Here is a 26484-nt window from a genome sequence, read left to right on the forward strand (position 1 = left end):
TTCTGCTACGGTCGCACGGATGTCCAGCCAGAACCGGCGGCCTCTCCGCACCTCTCTTCTGCTCGCCCCCGTGGCACCGCTGGCCTTCGCCGGCGTACTCGTGTGGCAGTCGGTGGACGGTGACGGCTCCGCGACAAGCGGGCGGGAACCCGGCGGGGCCCCGTCGGCGTCCTCCTCTCCGACCCGGCCCACCGCCGGGGATTCCTCGGATCCGAGCGACGCGACGGACGCGAACGATGCGACGGACGCGGAGGTGGGCAAGAAGCCGCTGGCCGGAAAGGTGATCGTGCTGGACCCCGGGCACAACCCGAACAACCGCGACCACGCTGCCGAGATCAACCGCCAGGTCGACATCGGCACCGTGCGCAAGGAGTGCGACACCACGGGCACGGCCACCAACGGCGGTTACGCCGAGGCCGACTTCACCCTGGACGTGGCCCGGCGCGCCCGCACCCTGCTGCGCGCACAGGGCGCGGAGGTGCGGCTCACGCAGGACGGCAAGCGCCCGTTCGGGCCGTGCATCGACGAGCGCGCCGAGGCCGGCAACAAGGCCGGGGCCGACGCGGTCGTCTCCATCCACGCCGACGGCAGCGGGCCGGGCGCCCGCGGGTTCCACGTGATCCTGCCGGGCCGGGTGCACGAGGGGAAAGCGGACACCACCGCCATCGTGGAGCCGTCGCGAAAGCTGGGCAAAGAGGTGAAGTCTCACTTCGCGCGGGAAACCGGAAGCAAGCCCTCCAACTATGTGGGCAACGACACAGGCTTCACGGTGCGCACCGATCTGGGCGGGCTGAACCTCTCAACTGTGCCCAAAGTCTTCATCGAATGCGGCAACATGCGGGACGCTAAGGACGCCGGCCGGCTGACGGACGCCACATGGCGGCAGCGGGCGGCGCACGGAATCACGAACGGCATCGGGGCTTTCCTGGCAGGGTAGGCGCAAGCCGTCGACAGACCGGGAAATGCACACCGGGGGAACAAGGGGGACTCGTGGCCAGGGGGCCCGATGTGGCCGATCCGCGGACCCGTACGATGGGGCGGCATTTCACGCTCCGCGGCGTGGGGATCTGCACCAGCAACAGCGACAACGACCATAAGGTAAGGGACATTTCGTGAACATCCGCTCACTCACTCGGGGCGACGGCGTAGTGATCGGAGCAGCGCTGCTGCTGATTATCGCCTCGTTCCTCGGCAGCATCTCGGTGGACTGCCCCGGAGGCGGCGACTGCGGCGGGGACGTGCCCACCGGCTGGGACGCCGACCAGTTCCCCCTGCTGCCCGCGGTATTCCTGAACGGCATCTTCGCCGCCGTGCTCATCATCCTCGGCCGGGCGAAGACCGGTGACCGCGAGTTCGCCGGGCTCCGGCTCGACCAGTGGGGCGCCGGGCTGTCGGTCGGCGCGGCCTTCAGCTCCCTGTTCACGCTCTTCGGCGGCGCGCGCAACATCGCCAACGACGCGATTTCGGAACTGGCCGGCGGCGAAGACATCTTCGGCCTCGGCATCGGCCTGATCCTGGCGCTCATCGCGAACCTTGCGATGGCCGCCGGAGCGATCTTCGGCAACACCGTCCCGGCGCTCAAGGCGAACCTGCTGGGCTCCGGCGCTCCGGCGCCCGCCGCCCCGTACGGCGGCGGCCAGCCGCAGGCCGGTTACGGCTACCCCGGCGGCGGCCAGCCCGGCCCGGGTGCCCCGCAGCCCGGCGGCCCGCAGCCCGGCGGCCCGCAGCCCGGCGGCCCGCAGGGCGGCGCTCCGTTCGGCGGTCAGCAGCAGCAGCAGTTCGGCGGCCAGCCCGGCGCCGGTGCGCCGCAGCCCGGCGGCCCGCAGGGCGCCCGGCCGCAGCAGGCACAGGCCGCGCCGCAGGCGGGCGGCGGCTCGTTCGCGCCGTTCTGGTTCGCGGTGCCGGCGGCCCGGCCGCTGTTCGCGGAGAACGGCTCGGCCCAGATCGCCGAGCTGGCCCCGGGCATCTGGTACCTGGCGGTGGAGCAGCGCGGTGCCGCGCTGGTCGCGCAGACCCAGGACGGCCGCCGCGGCGTGCTGCAGGACACCACGGGCATCCAGCGCGGCGCCTGACCGCCCGCGCCTGACGCACCCCCGACGGCCCCCGCCCGGAGTTCCGGGCGGGGGCCGTCGCATGCGCGCGGACCCGGGCGCGGGCCGATGCCTCTGCGGCGGTACACAGACGGCGGCGGCCCGGCAGCGCGTACGGCCCGCACAGCGCGCATCGCGCCCTGCCGCGCCTCCGGCACCCGCGCGTCCGGCAGCGCGGTATGCACCGCCCCGCTCACCCCCAGGCCGTCGCCGCCAGCCACCTGTCCAGCAGCCCCGCCTCCCCCAGCACGTCCACCCGGTCGCTGGCCGGCGGCAGCCGCCGGTAGAACACCCGCAGCACGTCCGCCAGCGGCCCGCGCACCGCCACCGCGGCCTTCTCGTGCGCCCGGCGCCAGGTGAACCCCTCCGACCCCAGTTCGATCAGCCACTCCGCGCGCGCCTCCGGCGGTGTGTCCGTGGCGTGCAGGTGCAGGGCCGAGCCCGCGAACTCCGGCGCGCGCAGCGCGGCCATGTCCGCGTCGCCGCCCCGCTGCGCGAAGTCCAGGATCTCCAGCCACTCGTCGACCGCGTCCGCCGCCACGTCCCCCTCGACGGCGAACTCCACCCCCGCCGCCCCCGCCGCGTCCGCCCGGTGCACCACCGTCTCGTACGCCATCCGCCGCGCCCAGAACGCCGCCCGCTGCTCCTCGGCCCACGTCCACACCGCGGCGTCCGGCCCCGCCGCGCGCAGTTGGGCGGCGAGCAGCCCGGCGCCCTCGGCCAGCCAGCCGTCGAGCGCGGCGGCGGTGCGCGGCTCGGGTCCGGTGAAGCCGGGCACCTGGGCTTCCGGCACGTCCTCGGTGGCGCGGGTACGGACGAGTTCCGCCGCCCAGCGGTGCGCGCCGCCGACGTGCACGGCCAGTTCGCCCAGGTCCCAGTCGGGGCAGGTGGGCACGCGGGTGGCGAGGTCGGCGCCGCGGACGGTGCGGCGCAGCAGGTCGGTCTGCGCGACGACTTCGGCGCAGGTGCGCTCGTACGGGAGTCTCATGCCAGCGCACTCTACGGGCGCACCCGCCCTCCTCCGCCGCCCGTTTTCCGCCCGTCCCCCGCCGCCCGCGGGTCCGGTGCTACCCCGGCTGCCGCGCCCGGCCGGCGGCGCCGGCGGGCGGCGTGCCGGCCGGCGGCGTGCCGGCCAGCCGGCAGACCGTCTCGATGTCGGTCCGCACCTGCGCGACCGACGCGCGCCCCGACAGCCAGGAGATGAGCGCCGAGTGCCAGGTGTGCTCGATCACCCGCGCCACCGACAACTGATCCGGCGTCGGCCGGCCCTCGGCGCCCATCGCGTCCAGGATGATCGCCGACGTCAGCCGGGAGGCGACCTCGACGTCCGGGCTCACCGACCGGTCGGCGAAGCTCAGCGCGCGCATCATCGCGTCCGCGAGCTGCGGCTCGTGCTGCAGCGCGCGGAAGGCGCGCTGCAGCGTCTGCGCCACCCGGGCGCCGGGCCCCGCGGCCGTCGGCGGGCGCGCGCGCAGCGTCTCGTGCAACTCCCGCAACTGGTCCTGGAGGGTGGCGACGAGCAGGTGGATCTTGGACGGGAAGTAGCGGTACAGCGTGCCGAGCGCGACGCCCGCCTGCTCTGCCACCTCGCGCATCTGCACCGCGTCGAAGCCGCCGCGGCAGGCCAGCTCCGCGGTGGCCTTCAGAATGCGGCGGCGGCGCGCCTCCTGCCGCTCGGTGAGCCGCGGCGATCCCGGGCCGCATCCGGCTCCGCCCGGGACGCCGCCCTTCGGTGTTGTCGTCATGTGTCCCGATCTGTGCCGTGCTTCCCCCGACGGCGACTCCGGCGGACAGGTCTCGCTACCAACCGGTAGATTCGAAGCCGCCGAACGTCTGCCTGAAACTTGTTCTAGATTAGCGCGAGCGGTTACGCTCCGGCGAAACTGCAGTGAGAAGGGGGCCGTACGTGACCGCCGAGGTGCCACTGCGCATCGCCCTGCTCAGCTACAAGGGCAACCCCTACTGCGGCGGACAGGGCGTCTACGTCCGCCACCTCTCGCGCGAGCTGGCCCGCCTCGGCCACCGGGTCGAGGTGATCGGCGCCCAGCCCTACCCCGTACTCGACCCCGGCGTCACCCTGACAGAGCTGCCCAGCCTCGACCTCTACCGGCAGCCGGATCCTTTCCGCACCCCCGCGCGCGGCGAGTACCGCGACTGGATCGACCTCCTGGAAGTCGGCACGATGTGGACCGGGGGCTTCCCCGAGCCGCTGACCTTCAGCCTCCGCGCCCGCCGCCATCTGGCCGCCCGGCGCGGCGACTTCGACGTCGTCCACGACAACCAGACCCTCGGCTACGGCCTCCTCGGCGGCACCCGCGCCCTCGGCGCCCCGCTCGTGACCACCGTGCACCACCCGATCACCGTCGACCGGGACCTGGAGCTGGCCGCCGCGCCCGACTGGCGCCGGCGCGCCTCGGTGCGCCGCTGGTACGGGTTCACGCGCATGCAGCGCCGCGTCGCCCGCCGGCTGCCGGCCGTGCTGACGGTCTCCGGCTCGTCCCGTACGCAGATCACCGACCAGCTCGGGGTGCGCCCGGAGCGGGTCCACGTGGTGCCGATCGGCGCGGACACGGAACTCTTCGGCCCGGACCCCGCGGTGCGGCGCGTGCCCGGCAGAATCGTCACGACAGCGAGCGCGGACGTCCCGCTGAAGGGGCTGATCCACCTCGTCGAGGCGCTGGCGAAGGTCCGTACGGAACAGCCCGACGCGCACGTCGTCGTCGTCGGCAAGCGGGCCGAGGACGGCCCGGTCGCCCAGGCCGTCGAGCGCTTCGGGCTCGGCGGCGCGATCAGGTTCGTCACCGGCATCAGCGACGAGGAGCTGGTCCGCCTGCTGCGCAGCGCTGAAGTCGCGTGCGTCCCGTCGCTGTACGAGGGCTTCTCGCTGCCGGCCGCCGAGGCGATGGCGACGGGCACGCCCCTCGTCGCCACCACCGGCGGCGCGATCCCGGAGGTCGCGGGACCGGACGGCGAGACGTGCCTGGCCGTCCCCCCGGCCGACCCGGGCGCTCTGGCCACCGCCCTCGCCCGGCTGCTCGCCGACGCCCCGCTGCGCGCCCGCCTCGGCGCGGCGGGCCGCGAACGGGTGCTGGCCCGCTTCACCTGGGCGCAGGCGGCGAAGCAGACCGCGGAACGCTACCGGGAAGCCATCGCCTCCCACGCGGCGGCCGGCGCCCGGCGCCCCGTACACCCACCAGCCACCGCCCCGCCCCCTTCGGAGGAGACTTGCTGACCGTCGACTTCACCCGCTTCCCGCTCGCGCCCGGCGACCGGGTGCTCGACCTGGGCTGCGGCGCAGGGCGGCACGCCTTCGCGTGCTACCGGCGCGGCGCCCGCGTCGTGGCCCTCGACCGCAACGGGGAGGAGATCCGCGAAGTCGCCCGCTGGTTCGCGGCGATGAAGGAGGCGGGCGAGGCCCCGGCGGGCGCCACCGCCACCGCCGTCGAAGGCGACGCCCTCGCGCTGCCGTTCCCCGACGACAGCTTCGACGTCGTCATCATCTCCGAGGTGATGGAGCACATCCACGACGACAAGGGCGTGCTCGCCGAGATGGTGCGCGTGCTGCGCCCCGGCGGCCGGATCGCGGTCACGGTCCCGCGCTACGGGCCCGAGAAGGTGTGCTGGGCGCTGTCGGACGCGTACCACGAGGTCGAGGGCGGCCACATCCGCATCTACAAGGCGGACGAACTGGTCGGCAGGATCCGCGAGTCGGGCCTCAAGCCCTACGGCCTCCACCACGCGCACGCGCTGCACTCGCCGTACTGGTGGATCAAGTGCGCGGTCGGCGTGGACAACGACCGGTCGCCGGCCGTCCGCGCGTACCACAAGCTGCTGGTCTGGGACATCATGAAGAAGCCGCTGGCGACCCGCCTCGCCGAGCGGCTCCTCAACCCGGTGCTGGGCAAGAGCGTCGTCGTCTACGCGACCAAGCCCCACGAGGGCGGCCGGTGACGGGCTCAGAACGCACCGAGCACCTGGTCCTGCCCGGCGTGCTGTCCGCCGCCGAGGTGGCGCAGACCGTCGCCGGCATCGCCGCGGTGCAGCGGGACGACGGGGCGATCCCGTGGTTCCGCGGGCACCACCTCGACCCGTGGGACCACACCGAGGCGGCGATGGCGCTGGACATCGCGGGCGAGCACGGGCGGGCGGAGGCGGCGTACGAGTGGCTGCGCCGGCACCAGCTCGCGGACGGCTCCTGGTACGCGGCGTACGCGGACGGCGACGCGGCCCGGCCGACCGACCGGGGGCGGGAGACGAACTTCTGCGCGTACCCCGCGGTCGGCGTCTGGCATCACTATCTGGCCACCGGCGACGAGGCGTTCCTGCGCCGGATGTGGCCGGTGGTGCAGGGTGCGACGGAGTTCGTGCTGCGGTTGCAGCAGCCGGGCGGGCAGGTGGGCTGGAAGCGTGAGGCCCCCGCGGCGGGCTCGGCGGGAGAGCCGGCGGAGGGAGCGGTGCTCACCGACGCGCTGCTGACCGGCTCCTCGTCCGTCCACCACGCGCTGCGCTGCGCGCTGGCCGCCGCCGAGCGCCTCGGCGAGCCGCAGCCCGCCTGGGAACTGGCCCTCGGCCGGCTCGCGCACGCGATCCGCCGGCACCCGGAGCGGTTCCTCGACAAGGACCGCTTCTCGATGGACTGGTACTACCCCGTGCTCGGCGGCGCGGTCACAGGACCGGCCGCCGCGGCGCGCCTTGAGCGCGAGTGGGACCGGTTCGTCGTCCCCGGGCTCGGCGTGCGCTGCGTCAGCGACCGCCCGTGGGTGACCGGCGGTGAGAGCGCGGAGCTGGTGCTCGCCCTGTGGGCGGCGGGCGACGGCGACCGGGCGCTGGAGGTGCTGCGCTGGCTGAAGCACCTGCGGGCGGACGACGGCATGTACTGGACGGGGTACGTCTTCGAGGACGACGCGATCTGGCCCGCGGAGCGGACGTCGTGGACGGCGGGGGCGCTGCTGCTCGCGCTCGCGGCGGTCGGCGGCGACGAGGCGACGGGCGCGGTCTTCGGCGGCGCGGGGCTGCCGCGGGGGCTGGCCCCGGACTGCTGCTGAGGGGTACGGGCAGCGGGGCGCGGGTCGTACGGGCCGCGGGGCGCGGGCAGTTCGGGGCCGGGGACGCCGGTCCCGTACGGGACCGGGGGAGGTTCCGTACCGCAGCCGCACGGAACCCGCCTCGTCAGGCGCTCCCCTGGCCGGGACCGGCGCTGACCGCCCGGGGCCAGGGGCGGTATGGTGAGCGGACAACTCCATACCGCGCCCCGTGGGGGAAGCCGGTGCGAACCCGGCGCTGACCCGCAACCGTGAGTCCGGCCACACGGCCGTACGAGTCGGAACACCCGCGGAGTGCGGAGGCTCATGGGCCCGCCCGGTACCGACACCGGCCCCGGGCCCGTCCGTCGCGGTACGCGGAGCTGAGCCCGGCACCCCCGGCGTGCGTCGAGCGCGGACGGGCGGTGGCGGCTGGCTGTGCCGGCCGCCCCGTCACGAAAGGCCCGCTCCGCCATGGCTCCCCTAGGCCGGACCGCCGTCATCCGCGGCACGCGCGCGGCACTCGCCGCCGCCGTGCTGCTGCCCCTGGCCGTCGCCGGTTCCGCGACGGCAGCCTCGGCCGCCGGCGCGCCGCAGGCGGCACCGCACGCCGTCCCCGCGCAGAAGAAGCTCCCCGAGGGGCTGTACGGCACCGCGGACCCCGAGTTCGACGGCGTGTGGCGGCAGTCGCTGGCCATCCTCGCCCAGCGCACGCAGGACTTGCGTCCGGCTCCGGCCGCGGTCGGCTTCCTCACCGGCCAGCAGTGTGCGGACGGGGGCTTCCCCTCGTACCGCGCGGACACCGCCAAGCCCTGCGACGAGGCCGCCGAGGACACCAACGCCACGGCCGCCGCGCTGCAGGCGCTGAGCGCGACGGGCGGGGAGCGCAAGGCTGTCGACAAGGGCGTGGCCTGGCTGAAGGAGGTCCAGAACGAGGACGGCGGCTGGGGCTTCAACCCCGGTGCACCCACGGACGCCAACTCCACCGCGGTCGTCGTCGGAGCGCTCGCCGCGGCCGGCAGGCTGCCGGAGACGACGAAGGCGGGCGGCGGCAGCCCGTACGACGCGCTGGCGACGCTGCAACTCGGCTGCGACGCGGAGAAGGCGGAGCGGGGGGCGTACGCGTACCAGCCGGAAGACGACGGCGCGCTGCTCCCCAACGACTACGCCACCGCCGCGGCCGTCCTCGCCGGCACGGGCCACGGCCTCGGGCCCGGCCTGGCGGACAAGGGCGGCGCGGACGGTGCGGGCGGCGCGGACAAGCCGGTCAAGGCAGGTGCCTGCACGAAGGATCCGTCCCCGGCGCAGGCCGCGGACGCGGGCGCGGCGTATCTGGCGCAGAAGCTCGCGGCCGGCGACGCGCACCTCCCGGCGATGACCGGCGAGGGCGCCGACCACAACGCCACCGCGGTCGCCGTGCTCGCGCTGGCCGCGGGCGGCCACGGCAGCGCGGCGCGCGAGCCGTACGGCTGGCTGGAGCGCGACAAGAGCACGCTGGCCTGGTCGAAGGAGAACCCGGCGGCGCTGGCGACCCTCATCCTCGCCGCCGCCGCGGTCGACGCCGACCCGAGCGCCTTCGCCGGCGACACGGACCTGGTGGCCCGCCTCAACGCCACGGGCCCGCAGCCGACGGCACAGAAGCCGGCGCCGGACCAGGCGGGCGCCGAGGAGTCGTCGGAAGACGACGGCGGACCGGGCGTGGCGGTCTGGTCGCTGCTGATCGTGGGCCTGGCGGCGGGCGCGGGGATCGGGCTGCTGGTGAGCGCCCGCAGAAACAAGCGCGCATGACCGGCGGTACGGAGACCTTGCGCGGTCGGCGGCGGGGGCAGCCGGGTGGCCGCCGCGGCGGGACGAGGCCGGTACCGGACGCGGTGGTACGCCCCGGTCCGCGGCGGGGATCCGGGCCGGACCGGAGCGTGCCCCTCGCCCCCGGCGCGGAGCGCGTCCGCGCGCCGGGAGCCGAAGCGGGGCCCGGCGGCGGCCCGTTGCACGCCGGCCCGGCCCACGCCGGACGCCCCGCGGGCACCCCGTACGGCAGTCCGCGGCCCGCTCACCGCCGTGCCGGCCTGCGGCGGCGGCTGCGGCAGGCCGTCGTGGCCGGTGTGGGGGGTGTGCTGCTGGCGCTCGGGGTGGCCGCGCCCGCGGCGTACGCCGGGCCGGCGGCGGACGGGTACCGGTACTGGTCCTTCTGGGACCGGGACGGCGACGAGTGGGTCTACGCCACGAAGGGCCCCGCGATCGACCGGCCCGGAGACGGTGACGTGCACGGCGTGCGGTTCGGCGTGAGCGAGGGAGCCGGCGGCGGGCCGCGCCCCCGCGGGGCCGCCGGCTTCGAGGCCGTCTGCGGCGGCACGGAACCCGATGACGGCCGCAAGCGCGTCGCCCTCGTCCTCGACTTCGGCACCGCCGCGCACGCCCCCGACGGCGAGATCCCGCCCCCCGCCCGTACGGAGTGCGCCTCGGTCGGCGAGGACGCCACCCTCGGCGAGGCCCTCGCCGCCGTCGCGGAGCCGCTGCGCTACGACTCCGGCGGCATGCTCTGCGCCATCGACGGCTACCCGCGCACCGGCTGCGCCGAGCCGGCGTCCAGCGACGACGGCGACGCGGCAGAGGAGCCGGGCATCGAGGTCACCACCACCGCCGTCCCGGCCGACGACGCCGCCGACGACGGGGACTCCGGCCCGGCCACGGGCGTGGTCGGCGGCGTCGCCATGGTCGCGGTCCTCGCCGGCCTCACGGTCTGGCAGTTGCGCCGCCGCCGCACATGACACCCCACGCAGCCGACCGCCCCAACGCCCCGCGCCCCGCCCCGGCGCGGGGGCTGCCCACCACCGGCCCGGCACACAGGACGCCGCAGCCCGGCTTGGCGGACAACGCGACCGGCGGGACGGCTGACACGGGACCGCCCGGCGGCACGGGCGGGCCCGGCGCGGATCCGGCCAGCCCGGCGCCGGAACCCCGCCCCGCGGACGGCGGGGGCGCCCCGGCCGCGCCTGCCGCGCGCGCCCCCCGGCCCCGTACCGCCGCGGCGGACGCCCCCACCGCCCCACCCGCCCCCGCAGCCGGCGGCCCCACGGCCGCACCGGACCACCCCGCCGGTGCTCCCCCGGCCCGCCTCCGCCGCGCCCTCCGCCCCCTCCGCCCGCCCCTCGCCGACCGGGCCAACGCCCTGCACGCCGGGGCCTGGTGGCTCTGGGCGCTCGGGCTCGCCACCGCCGCCTCCCGTACCACCAACCCCCTCCTCCTCGCCCTCCTCGTCGCCGTCGCCGGCTACGTCGTCGCCGCCCGCCGCACCGACGCCCCGTGGGCCCGCTCCTACGCCCTCTTCCTCAAGCTGGGCCTGGTCGTCATCGCCGTGCGGCTCGTCTTCGCCACCTTCCTCGGCTCGCCCATCCCCGGCACCCGCACCCTGTTCACCCTCCCCGAAGTCCCCCTCCCCGAGTGGGCACAGGGCGTCCGCCTCGGCGGCCGGGTCACCGCTGAGCAACTGACCTTCGCCCTCTACGACGGCATGAAGCTCGCCGCACTCCTCATCTGCGTCGGCGCCGCCAACGCCCTCGCCAACCCCGCCCGCCTGCTGAAGTCCCTGCCCGCCGCGCTGTACGAACTCGGCGTCGCCGTCGTCGTCGCGATGACCTTCGCCCCGCACTTCGTCGCCGACGTGGCCCGGCTGCGCCGCGCCCGCCGGCTGCGCGGTCGCGACGACCGCGGGCCGCGGGCCCTGCTCCAGGTCGGAGTGCCCGTGCTGGAGGGCGCGTTGGAGCGTTCCGTGGCGCTGGCCGCCGCGATGGACGCCCGCGGCTACGGCCGTACGGCGCAACTCCCCCGCGCCGTCCGGCTCACCACCGCCGCGCTCACCCTCGGCGGGCTCCTCGGCATCTGCGCCGGCACGTACGGGCTGCTCGCCGCCTCCGGCGCCGGCTACGGCCTGCCCGTGCTGGCGCTCGGCGCCGCCGCCGCGGCCGGCGGGCTGCGGCTCGGCGGGCGCCGGTCGGTGCGCAGCCGCTACCGGCCCGACCGCTTCGGCCCGCGCGCCTGGCTGGTCGCCGCCTCCGGCGCGGCCGTCGGGGGCCTGATGATCTACGCGGGCTCCTACGCGCCGGACGCCCTGCAGCCCACCGTCGTCCCCCTGACCGCGCCCGAACTGCCGCTGTGGCCTGCCGCGAGCTGCCTGCTCGGCCTGCTGCCGGCATTCGTGGCGCCCGTACCACCGCGACCACCGGCACCACCCGCACCACCGGCACCACCGGCCCCGAGAACCACCGAGGAGACCGCCCAGTGATCCGTTTCGAGGACGTGTCCGTCGTCTACGACGGCGCCGCGTCGCCCGCGATCCGGGGGGTGGACCTGACCGTCCCCGAGGGCGAACTCGCACTGCTCGTCGGCCCCTCCGGAGTCGGCAAGTCGACACTGCTGAACGCCGTCTGCGGGCTCGTACCCCACTTCACGGGCGGCACCCTGCACGGCCGCGTCACCGTCGACGGCCGCGACACCCGCACCCACCCGCCGCGCGAACTGGCCGACGTCGTCGGCACGGTGGGCCAGGACCCGCTGGCGCACTTCGTCACGGACACCGTCGAGGACGAACTCGCCTACGGCATGGAGTCGCTGGGCCTGCCCCGCGACACGATGCGGCGGCGGGTGGAGGAGACGCTCGACCTGCTGGGCCTGGCCGACCTGCGCGACCGGCCGATCGCCTCGCTCTCCGGCGGCCAGCAGCAGCGGGTGGCGATCGGCTCGGTGCTGACGCCCCACCCGCGGGTGCTGGTCCTGGACGAGCCGACGTCGGCGCTGGATCCGGCGGCGGCGGAGGAGGTGCTGGCGGTGCTGCAGCGCCTGGTGCACGACCTGGGCACGACGGTGCTGCTGGCGGAGCACCGGCTGGAGCGGGTGGTGCAGTACGCGGACCAGGTCATCGTCCTGCCGTCGCCGGGCGGGGCGCCGACGGCTGGGGCGCCGGCGGAGATGATGGCGGTCTCGCCGGTACGCCCGCCGGTGGTCGCGCTCGGCCGGCTGGCGGGCTGGTCCCCGCTGCCGCTGACGGTACGGGACGCAAGGCGCCGGGCGGCACCGCTGCGGGAGCGCCTGGCGGCGGTGACGCCGGGGACGCCGCGGGTGCCGCCGACCCCGGCCGGCAACCGGAACGCACCGGCAGCCCCGGCCCGCACGCACCCCGCCGCCACGCCCGACGGCACCGGGGACACCGAGAACCCCGGGGCCCCCGGAGCACGCCCCACCGAAACACCCGGCACCGCCGACCCCACGCCGGCACGTACCCCCGGACCGCCCCCCGCCCGCCCCGCGGAACCGGCCTCCGCCCGGACCCCCGCACCGGCCAGGCCCCCCCTCGCCCCCCTCACCGGCCCCGCCGCCCGCGCCGACCGGCTCGCCGTGCGCCGCGGGCGGGCCGAGGTGCTGCGCGGGGTGTCGCTGTCCGTCGCCGCCGGCGAGACCGTCGCCGTCATGGGCCGTAACGGCGCGGGCAAGTCCACGCTGCTGGCCGCCTTCGTCGGCATGCACCGGCCGGCGGCCGGCTCCGTACGGCTCGGCGGCCTCGCCCCGCACCGCACCCGCCCCGCCGAACTCCTGCGGCACGCCGGGCTCGTACCGCAGGATCCGCGGGACCTGCTGTACGCGGACACCGTCGCCGCGGAGTGCGCCGCCGCCGACGGCGACGCGCAGGCCGCGGCCGGCACCTGCCGGGCCCTGGTCGCCGGACTGCTGCCCGGCGTACCCGGCGACGCCCACCCCCGCGACCTGTCGGAGGGCCAGCGGCTCGCGCTGGCCCTCGCCGTGATCCTCACCGCCCGCCCCCGGCTGCTGCTGCTCGACGAGCCCACCCGCGGCCTGGACTACGCCGCGAAGGCCCGGCTCGTCGGCGTGCTGCGCGAGCTGGCCGCGGCGGGCCACGCCATCGTGCTGGCGACGCACGACGTGGAACTGGCCGCGGAGCTGGCGCACCGGGTGGTGATCCTGGCGGACGGCGAGGTGGTCGCCGACGGGCCGACCGCCGAGGTCGTCGTCGCCTCGCCGTCGTTCGCACCGCAGGTGGCGAAGATCCTGGGCCCGACGGGCAGCGGCGGGGCGGGCGGCGGCAGCGCGGCGGCGGGCACCCCGTGGCTGACGGTCGCGCAGGTACGCGACGCCCTGGAGGCGGCTGCGTGACCGGCAGGCCCGCGGACGACGCCGGAATGCCCGGCGGCGACGCGTACCCGCACGCCGACGCCGCGACCGGTAAAGGCACAACCGGTGACGCCGCGGGTCTGCACAGCGACCGCACCACCGACGCCACCGACGCCACGCCGGACACGAGTTCCCCGCCCGACGACCCCGCGCACCCCGCCACCGCCCCCACCCCGCCGCGCCGGCCGCAGGCCGCCCCGCGCCGGCTGCAGGCCGCGCCGCAGGCCGTCCGGCTCGGCCCCGTCTCCGCCGCCGCCCTCCTCCTCGTCTCGGCCATCGGCGTCGCCGCCTTCGGCTGGCCGCTGCTCGCCGGGCCCGACTCCGGCCTGGCCCACTCCGGCGACGCCCCCTGGCTCTTCGCCGCCCTCCTCCCCCTCCTCGTCGCCGTCGTCGGCGCGACCATCGCCGACTCCGGGCTCGACGCCAAGGCCGTCGCCATGCTCGGCGTGCTCGCCGCCGTGGGCGCCGCCCTGCGGCCCCTGGGGGCCGGGACGGCGGGGATCGAGCCGATGTTCTTCCTCATGGTGCTCTCCGGCCGGGTGCTCGGGCCGGGCTTCGGGTTCGTGCTCGGGGCCGTGACGATGTTCGCGTCCGCCCTGCTCACGGGCGGTGTCGGGCCCTGGATGCCGTTCCAGATGCTGGCCATGGGCTGGGTGGCCATGGGCGCCGGGCTGCTGCCGGGGGCCGAGCGGCTGCGGGGGCGCCGGGAGTTGTGGCTGCTTGCCTCGTATGGAGCAATCGCCTCGGTTCTCTACGGGACGGTCATGAATCTCCAGGGGTGGCCATATCTGAGCGGCATGTCGTCGGGCGTGTCGTTCGTCGCGGGCGATCCGCTGCCGGAGAACCTCGCCCGTTTCGTCGCGTACTGCCTCGCCACATCGCTGGGTTGGGACCTGCCGCGCGCCGTGGTGACGGCGGTGTGCACGCTCACCCTGGGCCGCGCCGTGCTGGCGGCGCTGCGCCGGGCCACCCGAAAGGCTGCATTCGGCACACCAGTGACATTCCGGGACGCAAACCGCCTGAATGAGCCAACATCTCACATGTGAGATAGCGTCCATTTCATGGCAAATGACTACCTGGTGCGCATCGGCAGGCTCATCCGTGACGCCCGGCAGCACCGGGGATGGTCGCAGAGTCAGCTCGCCGCGGCGCTGGGCACCAGTCAGAGCGCCGTCAACCGCATCGAGCGCGGCCACCAGAACATCAGCCTGGAGATGATCGCGCGCATCGGCGAGGCACTGGACAGCGAGATCGTCGCCCTGGGCACCGCGGGCCCCATGCACCTGCGGGTCAGCGGAGGCCGTCGGCTGTCCGGCGCGATCGACGTGAAGACCAGCAAGAACGCCTGCGTCGCGCTGCTGTGCGCCACCCTGCTGAACTCCGGGCGCACGGTGCTGCGCCGGGTGGCGCGGATCGAGGAGGTCTTCCGCATCCTGGAGGTGCTGAACAGCGTCGGGGTGCGTACGCGCTGGATCAACGACGGCGCCGACCTGGAGGTCGTACCGCCGGCCGAGCTGGACCTCGACTCCATGGACCACGAGGCGGCGCGCCGCACCCGCAGCGTGATCATGTTCCTCGGCCCGCTGCTGCACCGCGCGGAGCACTTCAAACTCCCCTACGCCGGCGGCTGCGACCTGGGCACCAGGACCGTACAGCCGCACATGGCCGTGCTGCGCCGCTTCGGCCTGGACGTGACGGCGACCGAGGGCGTCTACCACTGCGAGGTCGTCCCCGGCATCGCCCCCGACCGCGCCATCGTGCTGACCGAGCGCGGCGACACCGTGACCGAGAACGCGCTGCTGGCCGCCGCCCGGCACGACGGCGTGACCCTGATCCGCAACGCCAGCTCCAACTACATGGTCCAGGACCTGTGTTTCTTCCTGGAGCACCTGGGCGTGCGCGTGGACGGCGTGGGCAGCACCACGCTGTGCGTGCACGGCGTGCCGGACATCGACCGGGACGTCGACTTCTCCCCCTCCGAGGACCCGGTCGAGGCGATGAGCCTCGTGGCGGCGGCGGTCGTCACGTCGTCGGAGCTGACGGTGCGGCGGGCGCCGGTGGAGTTCCTGGAGATCGAGCTGTCCGTGCTGGAGGAGATGGGCCTCGACCTTGAGCGCACCCCGGAGTACACCGCCGACAACGGCCGTACGCGGCTGGTGGATCTGACCGTACGGCCCTCGAAGCTCCAGGCTCCGATCGACAAGATCCACCCGATGCCGTTCCCCGGCGTCAACATCGACAACGTCCCGTTCTTCGCGGCCGTCGCCGCCTCCGCGCAGGGCTCGACGCTCATCCACGACTGGGTCTACGACAACCGCGCCATCTACCTCACGGAACTGACCCGCCTGGGCGCCGGCGTCAAACTCCTCGACCCGCACCGCGTGCTGGTCGAGGGCCCGACGCGCTGGCGCGAGACGGAGATGGTCTGCCCGCCCGCGCTGCGCCCCGCGGTGGTGGTGCTGCTGGGGATGATGGCGGCGGAGGGCACGTCGGTGCTCCGCAACGTCTACGTCATCAACCGCGGCTACGAGTCCCTGGCCGACCGCCTCAACTCGGTCGGCGCCCGCATCGAGACGTTCCGCGACATCTAGCAGCCGGTCCCCCGCCGGCGGTGGTGCGGGGCGGCGGAGCAGGCCGGGGGACGTCTTGACCGGCCACCGCCTGGGTGCTGGCTGACCGGCTGTTCTACCGTCTCCACGGGGAGACGGTGAGACCGGAAGACCCCACCCGCATAGGCCCGTACCGCCTCGTCGCCCGCCTCGGGGCCGGCGGCATGGGCCGGGTCTGCCTCGCCCGGTCCGGCCAGGGACGTACGGTCGCGGTCCACCGCGACCTCAAGCCGTCCAACGTGCCGCTCAGCCTTGACGGGCCGCGCGTCATCGACTCGGCATCGCCCGCGCACTGGCCACCGTCGCGGACGACGACGTGCGGACGCGGACGGGGCCGCCGGCCGCGGGTGCCGCAACCCCCCGTCCCCGTACGGAACCCGAGACCCGCGCGTACGCGGGCGCGGGGCGCGGTCCGGGACGCGACAAGGACGACGAGCGGGCGACCCCGTATGCCCGTAGGAAGATCGAGAACCACGTGAGCGAAGGCCCGGTGGCCGACGTGTCGCTGGTGCGCCGGGACCTGCTGTGCGTGTGGCGCAGCCCGGTCGACAGCGCCGACGACGGCTCGGAGAGCCCCCGGCCGACGCTGGGCCTCGGCGAGGGCGAGTTGCTGCGGGCGGTCCCGCGGGAGGCGTCCGGCGACTGCGGGTCCGCGCCGCCGGGTCAGCTCCGCCGGCCGGCGAGGGCGAACTCGCCGGGGGTGATGCCGTAGCTCCGTACGAACCACCGGTGCAGGTGGCTCTGGTCCGCGAACCCCGCCGCCGCCGCGGCCTCCGCGCCGCTCGCCCCCGCCGTCAGCCGGTACCGGGCCTCGCGGAGCCGGTAGAGGCGCTGCAGGTCGCTGGGGGACATCCCGTACTCCGCCCGGAACGCCCGGTACAGCGCGTACCGGCTGCAGCCCGCCGCTGCGGCCAGCTCCGCCGCCGGTATCTCCTCGGCGAACCGCTCCCGGAGCACCGCCCGCGCCCGCCGCGCGGCACCGGCCTGCGGTCCGCCGGGGCGCAGCGCGCGGGCGCGCGGTGGGGCCGTCGAGGCGCGGTTGACCATCGCCGTCACGGCGGCGGTCAGCCGCTCGTCGCGCACCAGCGGACCCGCCCCCTCCGTGAGCGCCGCGTGCAGCCGCAGCAGCGCGCGCCACAGCCGCGGGTCGCGGTGCACGGGGTCGGCGAAGAGCGGGAGAGCGACCCGGGCACCCGCGCGCGTACCGACGTCGGCGAGGACGTCCCGTACGACGTCGGGGCCGATGTGCACCATCCGGTACGTGAACCCCAGCTCGGTCGCCGCCTCGCCGTCGTGCGGGTCGTCGGGGTTGAAGGCCATGACGAGGCCGGCGGCGGAGGTGTGCGAGCCGCCGCGGCAGACGAAGCGCTGGGCACCGGTCTCGGTGAGGCCGAAGGAGTACGCGTCGTGGCTGTGGGGGTGGAAGACGTGCTTCTCGAAGTGGGCGCGTATGGCCTCCACGGGCCGCTGCGCGTCCCGCCAGTACGAGGCCCAGTCGCTCATGCCCTCCATAGTGCCGCACGAGCGTTCAAGACCCCCGCGCCCCCGGCAGGGCACGCTCGCACCATGCGCTTCGAGACCAAGATCGCCGTCGTCGTCCGCCACGACCTGGCCGCCTGGCAGCGGCTGAACGTCACCGCCTTCCTCTGCAGCGGCGTCGCCCACGCCACCGCCGACATCATGGGCAAGCCGTACGAGGACGCCTCCGGCAACACCTACCTGCCGATGTTCCGCGAACCCGTCCTCGTCTTCGCCGCCGACGCCGCGGGCCTGACCCGCGCCCACACCCGTGCCCTGACCCGCGGCCTGGCCACCGCCGTCTACACCGACGAACTCTTCGCCACCGGCAACGACGACGACAACCGCGCCACCGTCCGCGACATCGCGGCCGACGACCTGACCCTGGCCGGCCTCGCGGTCTACGGCGCCCGGAACGCCGTGGACCGCACGGTCAAGGGCCTGCCCCTGCACACCTGAGCCCGCTACCCGCTCCCCGCAGCCCGGCCTGCGCCGCACCGGCACCCCGCTCTCGGGGCGGTGGGGTGCGTCTCGTTGGGCAAAACTCGGCCCGCGTGGGCGATTTGACCCGGTTTTGAGGGCGGGTTGCCGAGTGTTTGTCACGGTGGCGTTCACCGGCCCGCTCCCCGTTGCCCCCGACCGCCGCGGTGCGCGGCGCGGTTGTTCCGCGCCGCGCCCGCGCCGTCAGGCGGTCAGCAGCCCGACAGGATGGACTCCAGCGCCGACTTCTCCGCCTCGTCAGCGGTCAGGTCGTACGTGTGCTTGACCCACACCCACATGCTCGCGTAGGTGCAGTGGTAATCGGTCGACGGCGGCATCCACTCCGCCGGGTCCTGGTCGCCCTTGGACTGGTTGACGTTGTCCGTCACGGCGAGCAGTTGCGCGATGTCGAGGTCGTTGGCGAACGCCTCGCGCTCGGTGGTGCTCCACGCGCTGGCGCCCGAGCGCCAGGCTTCGGCGAGCGGCACCATGTGGTCGATGTCGACGTCGGAGGCGGCGGTCCAGGTCTCGCCGTCGTACGGGGAGTACCACGAACCGCTGACCGCGGCGCAGCTCGCGTCCTGCTCGACGTTGTCGCCGTCCCGTTCGAGGACGACCTCGCGGGTGTTGCAGGCCCCGGACTGGGTGCTCCAGTGCGGGAAGAGGTCGCGGTCGTAGCCGTCGGAGGAGCCCTCGGGCTCGGTGGTGATCTCGGCGAGGTAGCCGAGGGCGGTGTCGGGGCCGGGCGGGGTGGGCGGTTCGGCCTGGGCGCTGGGTGCGGCGGTCAGCAGCAGCGCCGCCACCGCGAGCGGTGCAGCGAGGTGACGCGCGTAGACCTTGAACCGCGGCATCCGCGGCAGAGAAGTGCGGGACATACGAACTCCCGGATCTATGGGGGGTGTTGTGCATGCGCACATGGATCCTGGCGCCGCGAAGTGTCGTTTCTGCAGGCGCCAGGTAATACCTTGAGGACATGGCCATGTCACTCGCAAGACCGCGTGGCGGATTTACTCTCGCCACGCCCCCGGCGCCGCCCGTCCCGGCCGGACTACGCTCGCCGCCCGTTCCGGGCCGGACTACGCTCGGCTGGTGTTGCCCGTCAACGTCACGCTCGCGGCCGTGCTCACCGCCCTGTTGGCCACCGCCGTCACCGTCGCCGCCCTGGCCCGGCTCGGCGAGGGGCACGAACACCGGCGCACCGCGCCGGGCGGTGGCGGCGGCAGGGCGCGAGGGGGCGGGAAGGCCCGTAAAACCCTCGGGGGCTCACCGCACGCGCGCGCCATCGCCACCGCCGGCCTGCGCGCCGCCGCCCAACTCGCCGCCGTCTCCCTCGTCATCGGCTACGTCGTACGGGCCGTCCCCCTGCTCCTCGCCTTCGTGGCCCTGATGTTCACCGTCGCCACCTGGACCGCGGGCCACCGCGTCACGCACAACGGCACCTGGCGCTGGGCCGCCGTCCCCATCGCCGCCGGTGTCGTCCCGGTCGTCGCCACGCTGCTGCTCACCGGCCTCGTCGCCGTCGACGACATCGCCCTGATCCCCGTCAGCGGCATCCTCATCGGCGGCGCGCTGACCGGCACCGTACTCGCCGGCCGCCGCGCGCTCGACGAGCTGACCGCCCGGCACGGCGAGGTGGAGGCGGCCCTCGCGCTCGGCTTCCTGGACCACGAGGCCCGGCTGGAGATAGCGCGCCCCGCCGCCTCCGACGCCCTGATCCCCGGCCTCGACCAGACCCGCACCGTGGGCCTGGTCACACTCCCCGGCGCGTACGTCGGCATGCTGCTGGGCGGCGCGTCACCGGTCGAAGCCGGCGCGGTGCAGCTCTTCGTGCTGGTCGCGCTGATGGCGGTGCAGGCGGTGGCGGTCGCGGTGGTGCTGGAGCTGGTCGCCCGCGGCCGGGTGCATCGCCTACACTCGGGGTCGTCTGAAGGGGAGTAGCCCTCAGCCGGTGCCGTCGACATACTGCCCAGCCCGCTGGGCCGGCGCCCGGAGCGCGGAACCGCACGGCCTGACCGGCCGCGGGGCCTCCGCGCCGGCGAGACCTTCGGCCGCAGTGTCGTTTCCGTTGACGCTGCCGTGCCGAGGTCTGCCCCGCCCTTACGCTCTCGGTACGGCGCCCGACCGAGAGTGGGAAACTTGCTCAGCCTCAGCACCGTCGCGATCGTCTTCGGCGTGGTCTTCCTCGCCGAACTCCCCGACAAGACCGCGCTCGCCGGCCTCATGCTCGGCACCCGCTACCGCGCCTCCTACGTCTTCGCCGGCGTCGCCGCCGCCTTCGTCGTCCACGTCAGCCTCGCCATCGCCGCCGGCAGCCTGCTCGCGCAACTGCCGCAGCGGCCGGTGCAGGGAATCGTCGGCGCGCTGTTCCTGACCGGCGCGCTGATCCTGCTGCTGAAGAAGGACGACGGCGAGGAGGAGGTCAAGGCACCCGCCGACCAGAGCTTCCTGAAGGTGGCGGGGGCGGGCTTCATGCTGATCCTGGTCGCCGAGTTCGGCGACCTGACCCAGATCATGACCGCGAACCTGGCCGCACGGTACGACGACTGGCTGTCGGTCGGGGTCGGCGCGGTGCTGGCGCTGTGGGCGGTGGCGGCGGCCGGGATCCTGGGCGGACGGACGCTGATGCGGTACGTACCGCTGAAGCTGATCACGAAGGTGGCGGCGGCGGTGATGCTGGTGCTGGCGGGCTTCAGCATCTACGAGGCGATCACGGGCTGAGGAGAACCGCCGGGGCGGCGCGCCCGCGGCGGCGCGCCCGCGGCGGCGCGCCCAGAGCGGCGCGCCCAGAGCGGCGTGCCCGCGGCAACGTGCCCGGGCCCGCCCCACCCCCGCCACCCCCGCAATCGCGCAACCCCACGCCCCCCGCACACCCGCCCAAGGGTAGGCCGCCCCTCTGACATCGACTCGGCGGGATCGACCAGGCGGAGGGCCCAACCCATGTACGGCGGCCACGTCAGTCCAGGCAGAACTCGTTGCCCTCGATGTCCTGCATCACAAGGGTCGACTCGTCGTAGCCGTCGGCAGGCAGGAGATACAGACGTACCGCGCCGAGCGCGACCAGCCGCTCGCACTCGGCCTCAAGCGCGGCCAGGCGCTCCTCGCCCACGAGCCCGGTGCCGACCCGCACGTCGAGGTGCACCCGGTTCTTGACGGCCTTCCCTTCGGGAACGCGCTGGAAGTACAGCCGCGGCCCCACGCCCGAGGGATCTTTGCAGACGAAATCCGCCCCCTGACGCTCGGGCGGCAGCGAACGGTCGTAGTCGTCCCAGGTGGCAAACCCTTCCGGCGGCGGCGGCACGACGTACCCCAGCACCTCGCACCAGAAACGGGCGACGCGCTCGGGTTCCGCGCAGTCGAAGGTGATCTGTACCTGCCTGATCGGCGCCATCGGGCCATCCTAAGAGGCGGGATCTTCCGTCGCCCCTACGGGACCCTGGCCGGGGTGCAGCGGGGCGGCCGTCGGATACGCGACCGCACCGGCGCCGCAAGACGCCCGCGCCCCCGACCCCGACCCCGACCCCGACCTACGCCACCTCCAGCCGCAGCGCGCCGCCGCCCTGCGGCCGGACCCGTACCCCCGTCAGCGACTCCACGTGCAGGTCCGTCCCCTCCGCCGCCGCCCGCGGCCCGACGCCCACGACCCGCATCCCGGCCGCCCGCGCCGCCGCGATGCCCGCCGGCGCGTCCTCGAAGACGATGCAGTCGGCCGGTGCGATCCCCAGGTCGGCGGCGCCCTTGAGGAACCCCTCCGGGTCCGGCTTGCTGGCGCTCACGGACTCGGCGGTGATGGAGACCGGCGGCACCGGCAGCCCGGCGGCGGCCATCCGCGCCTGCGACAGCGCGCGGTCGGCGGAGGTGACGAGCGCGTGCGGCAGCCCGGCCAGCCCCGCCAGGAACTCCGGCGCACCGGGTATGGGCACGATGCCGTCGGTGTCGGCGGTCTCCCAGGCGAGCAGGCGCGCGTTGTCCGCGAGGTTCTGTTCGACGGGCCGCTCGGGGAAGAGGTACGCGAGGGTGGCGTGCGCCTGCCGCCCGTGGACGTGGCGCATGATCTCCTCGACGTCCTTGCCGTTCTCGGTGGCCCAGCGGCGCCAGACACGTTCGACGACGGCGTCGGAGTTGAGGAGCGTGCCGTCCATGTCGAGGAGCACGGCCTTGAAGACGCCTATGTCCGCGGGCCTGCCCATACGTAACCCCCTGAGGTGGAGAACAGCTTTTGTTTCCACACGATACAAAACGCCGCTCCCCCCGCCAAGAGCCGTATGAGCAGGCTCACATCCACAGGGCGGCCAGGTGGGCATGGAGGACGTCGTGCGCCTCGCGCGGGGTGAGGTGGCCGACGAGGACGTGCACGGTGAGGCCGTCCGCGAGGGCGAGGAGCGCGCGGGCCTCGCGCTGCGCATCGAGGGGCACGTCCCGCCCCGCACCCTCGCCGGCTTCGGCGAGGAGGCGCACGAACGCCTCGTGCAGACCCGCATAGTTGGCCCGCAGCGTCCCGGCGAGCGCTTCGCTGACGGCCGCCTGCGCGACGAAGGCGAGCCAGACCCTGGCCTCGGCGCGGTGCTCCTCTCCGACGAGCGAGACCTCGGCCGCCGCGTGCCCCAGCGCGGTGCCCGCCGACTGGGCCGGGCTGCGGACCAGCCGGGCCCGTACGCGCTCGGCGACCCGCTCGCCCACGTGCCCGAGGGCGAAGACCAGCATCTCCTCCTTGGTGCGGAAGCACCGCTGCACGGCGCCCATCGACACCTCCGCGCGGGCGGCGACGTCGCGCAACGTCACGCCCTCCAGGCCGCGTTCATCGGCGAGCCGGCAGACGGCCTCGGCGATGGTGCGGCGCCGGCTCACGTGATCCACCTGCCTGGGCATGCCTCCGGCCGCCTCCTTTATCCGATGCGCTCGTATCGGTTCCAGGATACGGTGACCGTTCCGATGCGGGCGCATCGGAACGGAGCGGAGGAGAACCATGCCGGACGACCTGTGGAAGATGACGGCCGCCGAACAGGCGGCGGCCGTACGCGGCGGACACGTCTCGGCCGTCGAGCTGACCGACAGCCACCTGGACCGCATCGCCGAGGTCAACCCCCGCGTGAATGCGGTCACCCAGCTCCTCGCCGAGCGCGCCCGCGAGGCCGCCGCGGTGACGGACCGCAGGCGGGCGGCCGGTGAGGCGCTGGGGCCGCTGGCGGGCGTGCCGTTCACGGTGAAGGAGACCACCCCCGTCGAGGGCGTGCCGACCACCTTCGGCGTGCCGCGCTTCCGCGACCTGGTGGCGGCGGAAGACGCGCCTCCGGTGGCGCGGCTGCGCGCGGCCGGGGCCGTCCCCATCGGGCACAGCAACATGCCCACCCTGATCGTGTCCGGGATGCACACCCGCAGCGAACTCTTCGGCGACACCGTCAACCCGTGGGACAGCAGCCGCACCCCCGGCGGCACCAGCGGCGGCGACGCGGTCGCCGTGGCCACGGGCATGGCGGCGCTGGGGCTCGGCAACGACTCCGGGGGCTCGGTGCGTATCCCGGCCCAGTTCTGCGGGGTGGCCGGGCTGAAGCCGTCCACCGGCCGGTTCCCCGCGGACCACCGCGTCCTCGGCCCGGACGACCCGGGCCCGGCGTCCCAAGTGCTGGTCACCGAAGGACCGCTGGCGCGGACGGTGGCCGACCTGCGGCTGGCGTACGAGGCCCTCGCCGGCACCGACCCCCGCGACCCCCGGGCCGTACCCGTACCGCTCTACGGCGACGCCCTCCCCGGCCCGCTGCCGGTCGCCGTCGTCGCCGACCCGGGCGGCCACGGCGTCCACCCCGCGGTCCGCCGGGCCGTCGAGACCGCGGCCGACGCACTCCGCGACGCGGGCTGCGCCGTGCGCGACGTAGCCGACGTACCGCGGCTGGACGAGGCGCTGGAGGCGTACGGGCGGCTGACCGCCACCGGGTCGGGGGCACGCCGCGGGGACGAACTCTGGGTAACCCTCAAGCTAAATGCAGACAAACCGCCCACGCGGCCCGACTTTTGCCCCCTGACGCGCACCCAGACACGTCACGAACGCCAGCGTCACCGGCCTGCCGCCCGACCTCCCCCGTCGGGTTCGTCCAGCGGGGTGAGCAGGACGACCGGGATCTCACGGTCGGTCTTCTCCGCGTACTCCTCGTAGAGCGGGAAGATGCCCGCCATCTGCGCCCAGAGGGCCGCCCGTTCGTCCGCGGACGCGACCCGCGCACGCGCGTCGAACCGCCGCGGACCGACCTGCACCCCGATACCCGGCTCCGCCATGAGGTTCAGGAACCACGCCGGGTTCTCCTCGGCACCGCCTTTGGAGGCGACGACGACGTAGTCGTCGCCGGACGTGCCGTAGATCAGGCAGGTCCGGCGGGGCGTCCCGGTCCGCCGCCCGGTGGTGGCGAGCACGAGGGTGCGCACGCCGTCGCGCTCGTGCCCTTCGGTCCCGCCGGAGGCGAGATAGGTGCGGGCGTGCTCGGCGACCCATCCCCACTGGGAGTCGGTGGCGCGGTCGAGGTCTGCTGCGGTGGCCATGTCGGCGGTCCCTTCGGTACGGGGTGGGGCGCGGCCCCGTCGACCGCGTCCACCCCGGGGACGCAGCCGCAGTGCCGTTCTCGACAACCCGCCCGAATCTTTTTCCGGCCAGCCGTCGCCGCCGGTCGCCCCCCGGCCGTAGAACACCTCTCGGCGCGGCGCGCCCCGCCCTACCGGTCCTGCTCCCCGCCCTCTGCCTGTGCCAGCGCTTCCCGCGCCTCCCGCGTCCACAGCGCGTAGCGAAGCTCCGGCGGCAGGCTGTCCAACCCGGTCCGCAGGTGTTCGGCGGCGTCACGGCGCCTGCCGAGCAGCAGGTGAACGTGGCCGATCGGGAGGCTCATCCACTCTTCGCTGAGCCAGTAAGCGGTCGACGGCGGGGGGCGGTCCGCAGCCCTGTCGCGCAGGACTTCGACATCGCTCAGCAAGCGTTCCGCCTCGCCGCGCCTGCCCAGCACGGCCAGCGCGGAAGCCGCCTGCGCCCCGTTGACCACGCGCTGGCGCGGCGCGCTCTCGCTGGCATACGCGGCGACGAAGTTCCGGTGAACGGCACCCCACTTTCCCCGCTGCCGGGCGATGTTGCCTTTCAGGTTGTGCGCCTGTGCCGCGAGGGCCCCGTCTTCGATTTCGTCGGCCAGGTCGATTGCTTCATTCAGCAAGGCGCTGGCGCGGGGGTAGTTGTTGCGTTCGATGTTCAGCCACCCGGCGAACTGGGATACCTGGCTCACCACAGCCCCGAATGCGACCCGGTGCTTGCCGGTCGTCTCGCGCAGCATGCTGGTCAGCGTCTTTCGCTGAGCTTCTGCTGCTCCGAGAAGGGGTTCAGGACCGACGAAGTCATCGGCCCTCCGCTGCGCAGCCAGCGATGCGGCTAAAGCCGCCACGCCCGCAGCATCGATTCGCCCAGGGTTCCGCACCGCGTAGGCCAGCCTGTCATCAGCGTCGCTGAGTTCGAGTGCGTCGGCCAGCGCGCGCAGGAGGGTCGTTGACGGCCGCTTCAGGCCTCGCAGGGCACGGGAGATGTGGGCGGGGTCGTAGTGCGTGCGCCGCGCCAACTCCCGCACGCTCACCGCCTGCCTGCCCATCGCTGCTTTGATCGCTTCGATGTCCACGTCCACACAGCCAGGCTACGGGAAGTAGTCAACGGGCAACGCTTGGTGGTCAGCACCTGATCCGTACTCGCCGCTGCCTCGGGGCCGTTGAATCAGGACGGAAGCCCCCGCGACCGCGCGAACGGCCCGGGGCATCGACGAGAGAGGCTGTCGTGAGCAGAACGGATAGGAGCGGTACCAGTGACGGGTGCAGGGCGGTGGATCGCCACCGGCGTCCTCCCGTACTCCGCTTGCCTGCTCCGGACGTCTCCGGGGCAACGCGTCACGGCTCCTCGGGGGCAAAGCTCATGACCGCTGTGCCGTCCTCGACACCGAGCAAGGCGAACTCGATGATCGTCGTGTTGACGTTGCCGAAGCTGCCGCCCTCGGGCCCGACTCCCACCTGAATGGCGCCGCCACCGCCACCGGGGTAGGTCATCGTGAGCGTCACCTGACCCTCGCCCACCTCGGCGACCTTCACCCCGCCGATGTCCGGATCGAAGGGAATGGCGGTGCCCGCCTTCACCGCGACCTCACACTCACTGTCGGCGCAGGCGTCGACATCTGCCCCGTCCGCCGCGTCCGCGGGGGCGAGGGGAGTGAACTCGGAGGCCGTGGGGCCGGGTTCGGTGGTGGCGGAGGGGGACGCCGACTTCGAATCCGGCTTCTCGTCTGTGGGAGACGGCGACACGGTTGCGGTGTCGGTGTCGTCGGGCTTTGCTGCGTCGTCGGTGTCCGAGCCGCAGCCGGCCAGGGTGGCCGCCGTCGCCGCGATCACGGCGACGAGGGCGGACAACCCGGCACGGCTGGAGCGTACGCGCTGCCTCATGGGGGGAACTCCGTTCCACGGAAGGCTCAAGGGGCTTCCCGGAGTTGTAGCGGCCCGCGTCCGGGAGGGGTCCCTTCCGGCGATCCGGTTCGGTGTCACGCTCCATCGCCGTCCTCGGCATCGCGGAGGACACCACGC

The 26484-nt window shown here is 74.7% G+C and carries 26 protein-coding genes, 1 pseudogene and 1 riboswitch; of the genes and pseudogenes, 17 read left to right on the plus strand and 10 right to left on the minus strand.

Annotated elements, in window-relative coordinates; translation table 11 throughout:
• The first annotated feature begins 19 nt into the window (after window positions 1-19).
• Complete coding sequence (locus B124_RS08000) at window positions 20-937, plus strand: N-acetylmuramoyl-L-alanine amidase (RefSeq protein ID WP_496501968.1); 918 nt, start codon at window positions 20-22, stop codon at window positions 935-937.
• Between the two features lie 211 nt (window positions 938-1148).
• Window positions 1149-2072 carry a hypothetical protein gene (locus B124_RS08005; protein ID WP_496502047.1) on the plus strand — a complete coding sequence of 308 codons (924 nt, stop codon included), beginning with the start codon at window positions 1149-1151 and terminating at the stop codon, window positions 2070-2072.
• Between the two features lie 211 nt (window positions 2073-2283).
• Here the strand turns inward: B124_RS08005 and B124_RS08010 are convergent, their stop codons facing one another.
• Window positions 2284-3078 carry a maleylpyruvate isomerase family mycothiol-dependent enzyme gene (locus B124_RS08010; protein WP_496501969.1) on the minus strand — a complete coding sequence of 265 codons (795 nt, stop codon included), beginning with the start codon at window positions 3076-3078 and terminating at the stop codon, window positions 2284-2286.
• A 79-nt stretch (window positions 3079-3157) separates the two neighbouring features.
• The gene (locus tag B124_RS08015; RefSeq protein WP_496501970.1) at window positions 3158-3835 is read right to left on the minus strand and encodes a TetR family transcriptional regulator; all 678 of its coding nucleotides are present in this window, start codon (window positions 3833-3835) and stop codon (window positions 3158-3160) included.
• Window positions 3836-3996: 161 nt separating this feature from the next.
• Here B124_RS08015 and B124_RS08020 point away from each other — a divergent pair, with 161 nt between their 5' ends.
• The 11 genes and pseudogenes from B124_RS08020 to B124_RS08070 all read left to right on the plus strand — a co-directional run bounded on the left by B124_RS08020 (window position 3997) and on the right by B124_RS08070 (window position 16615).
• Window positions 3997-5322: a glycosyltransferase family 4 protein gene (locus B124_RS08020; protein WP_496501971.1), complete on the plus strand. Its 1326-nt coding sequence runs from the start codon at window positions 3997-3999 to the stop codon at window positions 5320-5322.
• The gene (locus B124_RS08025) at window positions 5316-6041 is read left to right on the plus strand and encodes a class I SAM-dependent methyltransferase (protein ID WP_496501972.1); all 726 of its coding nucleotides are present in this window, start codon (window positions 5316-5318) and stop codon (window positions 6039-6041) included. The genes B124_RS08020 and B124_RS08025 overlap by 7 nt, the downstream gene beginning before the upstream one ends.
• The gene (locus tag B124_RS08030) at window positions 6038-7135 is read left to right on the plus strand and encodes a prenyltransferase (RefSeq protein ID WP_496501973.1); all 1098 of its coding nucleotides are present in this window, start codon (window positions 6038-6040) and stop codon (window positions 7133-7135) included. Before B124_RS08025 ends, B124_RS08030 begins: the two co-directional genes overlap by 4 nt.
• A 189-nt stretch (window positions 7136-7324) precedes the next feature.
• Window positions 7325-7441: riboswitch (cobalamin riboswitch) on the plus strand.
• A 144-nt stretch (window positions 7442-7585) separates the two neighbouring features.
• Window positions 7586-8899: an SCO2321 family membrane protein gene (locus B124_RS08035; RefSeq protein WP_496501974.1), complete on the plus strand. Its 1314-nt coding sequence runs from the start codon at window positions 7586-7588 to the stop codon at window positions 8897-8899.
• A gap of 278 nt (window positions 8900-9177) precedes the next feature.
• The gene (locus B124_RS08040; protein WP_496502048.1) at window positions 9178-9879 is read left to right on the plus strand and encodes an SCO2322 family protein; all 702 of its coding nucleotides are present in this window, start codon (window positions 9178-9180) and stop codon (window positions 9877-9879) included.
• 95 nt (window positions 9880-9974) lie between these two features.
• Complete coding sequence (locus B124_RS08045; RefSeq protein WP_496502049.1) at window positions 9975-11393, plus strand: CbiQ family ECF transporter T component; 1419 nt, start codon at window positions 9975-9977, stop codon at window positions 11391-11393.
• Window positions 11390-13276: an ABC transporter ATP-binding protein gene (locus tag B124_RS08050; RefSeq protein WP_496501975.1), complete on the plus strand. Its 1887-nt coding sequence runs from the start codon at window positions 11390-11392 to the stop codon at window positions 13274-13276. Before B124_RS08045 ends, B124_RS08050 begins: the two co-directional genes overlap by 4 nt.
• Window positions 13277-13500: 224 nt before the next feature.
• Entirely contained in the window at window positions 13501-14340 is an 840-nt protein-coding gene (locus tag B124_RS08055; protein WP_496502050.1) for an ECF transporter S component, read from the plus strand.
• 15 nt (window positions 14341-14355) lie between these two features.
• Window positions 14356-15885: a UDP-N-acetylglucosamine 1-carboxyvinyltransferase gene (locus B124_RS08060; RefSeq protein WP_496501976.1), complete on the plus strand. Its 1530-nt coding sequence runs from the start codon at window positions 14356-14358 to the stop codon at window positions 15883-15885.
• Window positions 15886-15974: 89 nt separating this feature from the next.
• Window positions 15975-16237, plus strand: a pseudogene (locus B124_RS08065) (hypothetical protein); the annotation flags it as partial.
• On the plus strand, window positions 16220-16615 hold the full coding sequence (locus B124_RS08070) for a hypothetical protein (RefSeq protein WP_496502055.1): 396 nt from the start codon (window positions 16220-16222) through the stop codon (window positions 16613-16615). The pseudogene B124_RS08065 and the gene B124_RS08070, both read left to right, overlap by 18 nt.
• Here B124_RS08070 and B124_RS08075 read toward each other — a convergent pair.
• Window positions 16567-17415, minus strand: a complete 849-nt coding sequence (locus B124_RS08075; protein ID WP_496501977.1) for an AraC family transcriptional regulator — start codon at window positions 17413-17415, stop codon at window positions 16567-16569. The genes B124_RS08070 and B124_RS08075 overlap by 49 nt on opposite strands.
• Window positions 17416-17469: 54 nt before the next feature.
• On the opposite strand from B124_RS08075, the gene B124_RS08080 reads away from it, so the two are divergent.
• On the plus strand, window positions 17470-17880 hold the full coding sequence (locus B124_RS08080) for a DUF2000 family protein (RefSeq protein WP_496501978.1): 411 nt from the start codon (window positions 17470-17472) through the stop codon (window positions 17878-17880).
• Window positions 17881-18113: 233 nt separating this feature from the next.
• Here the strand turns inward: B124_RS08080 and B124_RS08085 are convergent, their stop codons facing one another.
• A complete protein-coding gene (locus tag B124_RS08085) occupies window positions 18114-18776 on the minus strand; it encodes an HNH endonuclease family protein (protein ID WP_496501979.1) in 663 nt (220 codons plus the stop codon).
• 211 nt (window positions 18777-18987) lie between these two features.
• Here B124_RS08085 and B124_RS08090 point away from each other — a divergent pair, with 211 nt between their 5' ends.
• Both B124_RS08090 and B124_RS08095 read left to right on the plus strand, forming a co-directional pair.
• A complete protein-coding gene (locus tag B124_RS08090) occupies window positions 18988-19839 on the plus strand; it encodes an ABC transporter permease (protein ID WP_496502051.1) in 852 nt (283 codons plus the stop codon).
• A 198-nt stretch (window positions 19840-20037) separates the two neighbouring features.
• On the plus strand, window positions 20038-20619 hold the full coding sequence (locus tag B124_RS08095; RefSeq protein WP_496501980.1) for a TMEM165/GDT1 family protein: 582 nt from the start codon (window positions 20038-20040) through the stop codon (window positions 20617-20619).
• A 235-nt stretch (window positions 20620-20854) separates the two neighbouring features.
• On the opposite strand, the gene B124_RS08100 is transcribed toward B124_RS08095, so the two are convergent.
• The 3 genes from B124_RS08100 to B124_RS08110 all read right to left on the minus strand — a co-directional run bounded on the left by B124_RS08100 (window position 20855) and on the right by B124_RS08110 (window position 22767).
• A complete protein-coding gene (locus B124_RS08100; protein WP_496501981.1) occupies window positions 20855-21289 on the minus strand; it encodes a VOC family protein in 435 nt (144 codons plus the stop codon).
• 136 nt (window positions 21290-21425) lie between these two features.
• Window positions 21426-22088, minus strand: a complete 663-nt coding sequence (locus B124_RS08105) for an HAD-IA family hydrolase (protein ID WP_496501982.1) — start codon at window positions 22086-22088, stop codon at window positions 21426-21428.
• Window positions 22089-22173: 85 nt separating this feature from the next.
• A complete protein-coding gene (locus B124_RS08110) occupies window positions 22174-22767 on the minus strand; it encodes a TetR/AcrR family transcriptional regulator (protein WP_496501983.1) in 594 nt (197 codons plus the stop codon).
• A 97-nt stretch (window positions 22768-22864) separates the two neighbouring features.
• Between B124_RS08110 and B124_RS08115 the strand changes: the two genes are divergently transcribed.
• Entirely contained in the window at window positions 22865-24049 is a 1185-nt protein-coding gene (locus B124_RS08115; RefSeq protein ID WP_496501984.1) for an amidase, read from the plus strand.
• Here the strand turns inward: B124_RS08115 and B124_RS08120 are convergent.
• From B124_RS08120 to B124_RS08130, 3 genes are all read right to left on the minus strand, one after another.
• Window positions 23950-24429 carry a nitroreductase family deazaflavin-dependent oxidoreductase gene (locus B124_RS08120; protein WP_496501985.1) on the minus strand — a complete coding sequence of 160 codons (480 nt, stop codon included), beginning with the start codon at window positions 24427-24429 and terminating at the stop codon, window positions 23950-23952. The genes B124_RS08115 and B124_RS08120 overlap by 100 nt on opposite strands.
• Window positions 24430-24599: 170 nt before the next feature.
• Complete coding sequence (locus B124_RS08125; RefSeq protein WP_496501986.1) at window positions 24600-25544, minus strand: helix-turn-helix domain-containing protein; 945 nt, start codon at window positions 25542-25544, stop codon at window positions 24600-24602.
• A gap of 256 nt (window positions 25545-25800) precedes the next feature.
• Window positions 25801-26346: a hypothetical protein gene (locus B124_RS08130; RefSeq protein WP_496501987.1), complete on the minus strand. Its 546-nt coding sequence runs from the start codon at window positions 26344-26346 to the stop codon at window positions 25801-25803.
• Window positions 26347-26484 lie beyond the last annotated feature (138 nt).

This window comes from Streptomyces sp. CNP082 (assembly GCF_059570535.1).

Bases quoted from the DNA above. Each gene is read 5' to 3' on its own strand.
- B124_RS08000 (WP_496501968.1), top strand. From the start codon at position 20: ATGTCCAGCCAGAACCGGCGGCCTCTCCGCACCTCTCTTCTGCTCGCC.
- B124_RS08010 (WP_496501969.1), bottom strand. From the start codon at position 3,078: ATGAGACTCCCGTACGAGCGCACCTGCGCCGAAGTCGTCGCGCAGACC.
- B124_RS08015 (WP_496501970.1), bottom strand. From the start codon at position 3,835: ATGACGACAACACCGAAGGGCGGCGTCCCGGGCGGAGCCGGATGCGGC.
- B124_RS08035 (WP_496501974.1), top strand. From the start codon at position 7,586: ATGGCTCCCCTAGGCCGGACCGCCGTCATCCGCGGCACGCGCGCGGCA.
- B124_RS08060 (WP_496501976.1), top strand. From the start codon at position 14,356: ATGGCAAATGACTACCTGGTGCGCATCGGCAGGCTCATCCGTGACGCC.
- B124_RS08075 (WP_496501977.1), bottom strand. From the start codon at position 17,415: ATGGAGGGCATGAGCGACTGGGCCTCGTACTGGCGGGACGCGCAGCGG.
- B124_RS08080 (WP_496501978.1), top strand. From the start codon at position 17,470: ATGCGCTTCGAGACCAAGATCGCCGTCGTCGTCCGCCACGACCTGGCC.
- B124_RS08085 (WP_496501979.1), bottom strand. From the start codon at position 18,776: ATGTCCCGCACTTCTCTGCCGCGGATGCCGCGGTTCAAGGTCTACGCG.
- B124_RS08100 (WP_496501981.1), bottom strand. From the start codon at position 21,289: ATGGCGCCGATCAGGCAGGTACAGATCACCTTCGACTGCGCGGAACCC.
- B124_RS08105 (WP_496501982.1), bottom strand. From the start codon at position 22,088: ATGGGCAGGCCCGCGGACATAGGCGTCTTCAAGGCCGTGCTCCTCGAC.
- B124_RS08110 (WP_496501983.1), bottom strand. From the start codon at position 22,767: ATGCCCAGGCAGGTGGATCACGTGAGCCGGCGCCGCACCATCGCCGAG.
- B124_RS08115 (WP_496501984.1), top strand. From the start codon at position 22,865: ATGCCGGACGACCTGTGGAAGATGACGGCCGCCGAACAGGCGGCGGCC.
- B124_RS08120 (WP_496501985.1), bottom strand. From the start codon at position 24,429: ATGGCCACCGCAGCAGACCTCGACCGCGCCACCGACTCCCAGTGGGGA.
- B124_RS08130 (WP_496501987.1), bottom strand. From the start codon at position 26,346: ATGAGGCAGCGCGTACGCTCCAGCCGTGCCGGGTTGTCCGCCCTCGTC.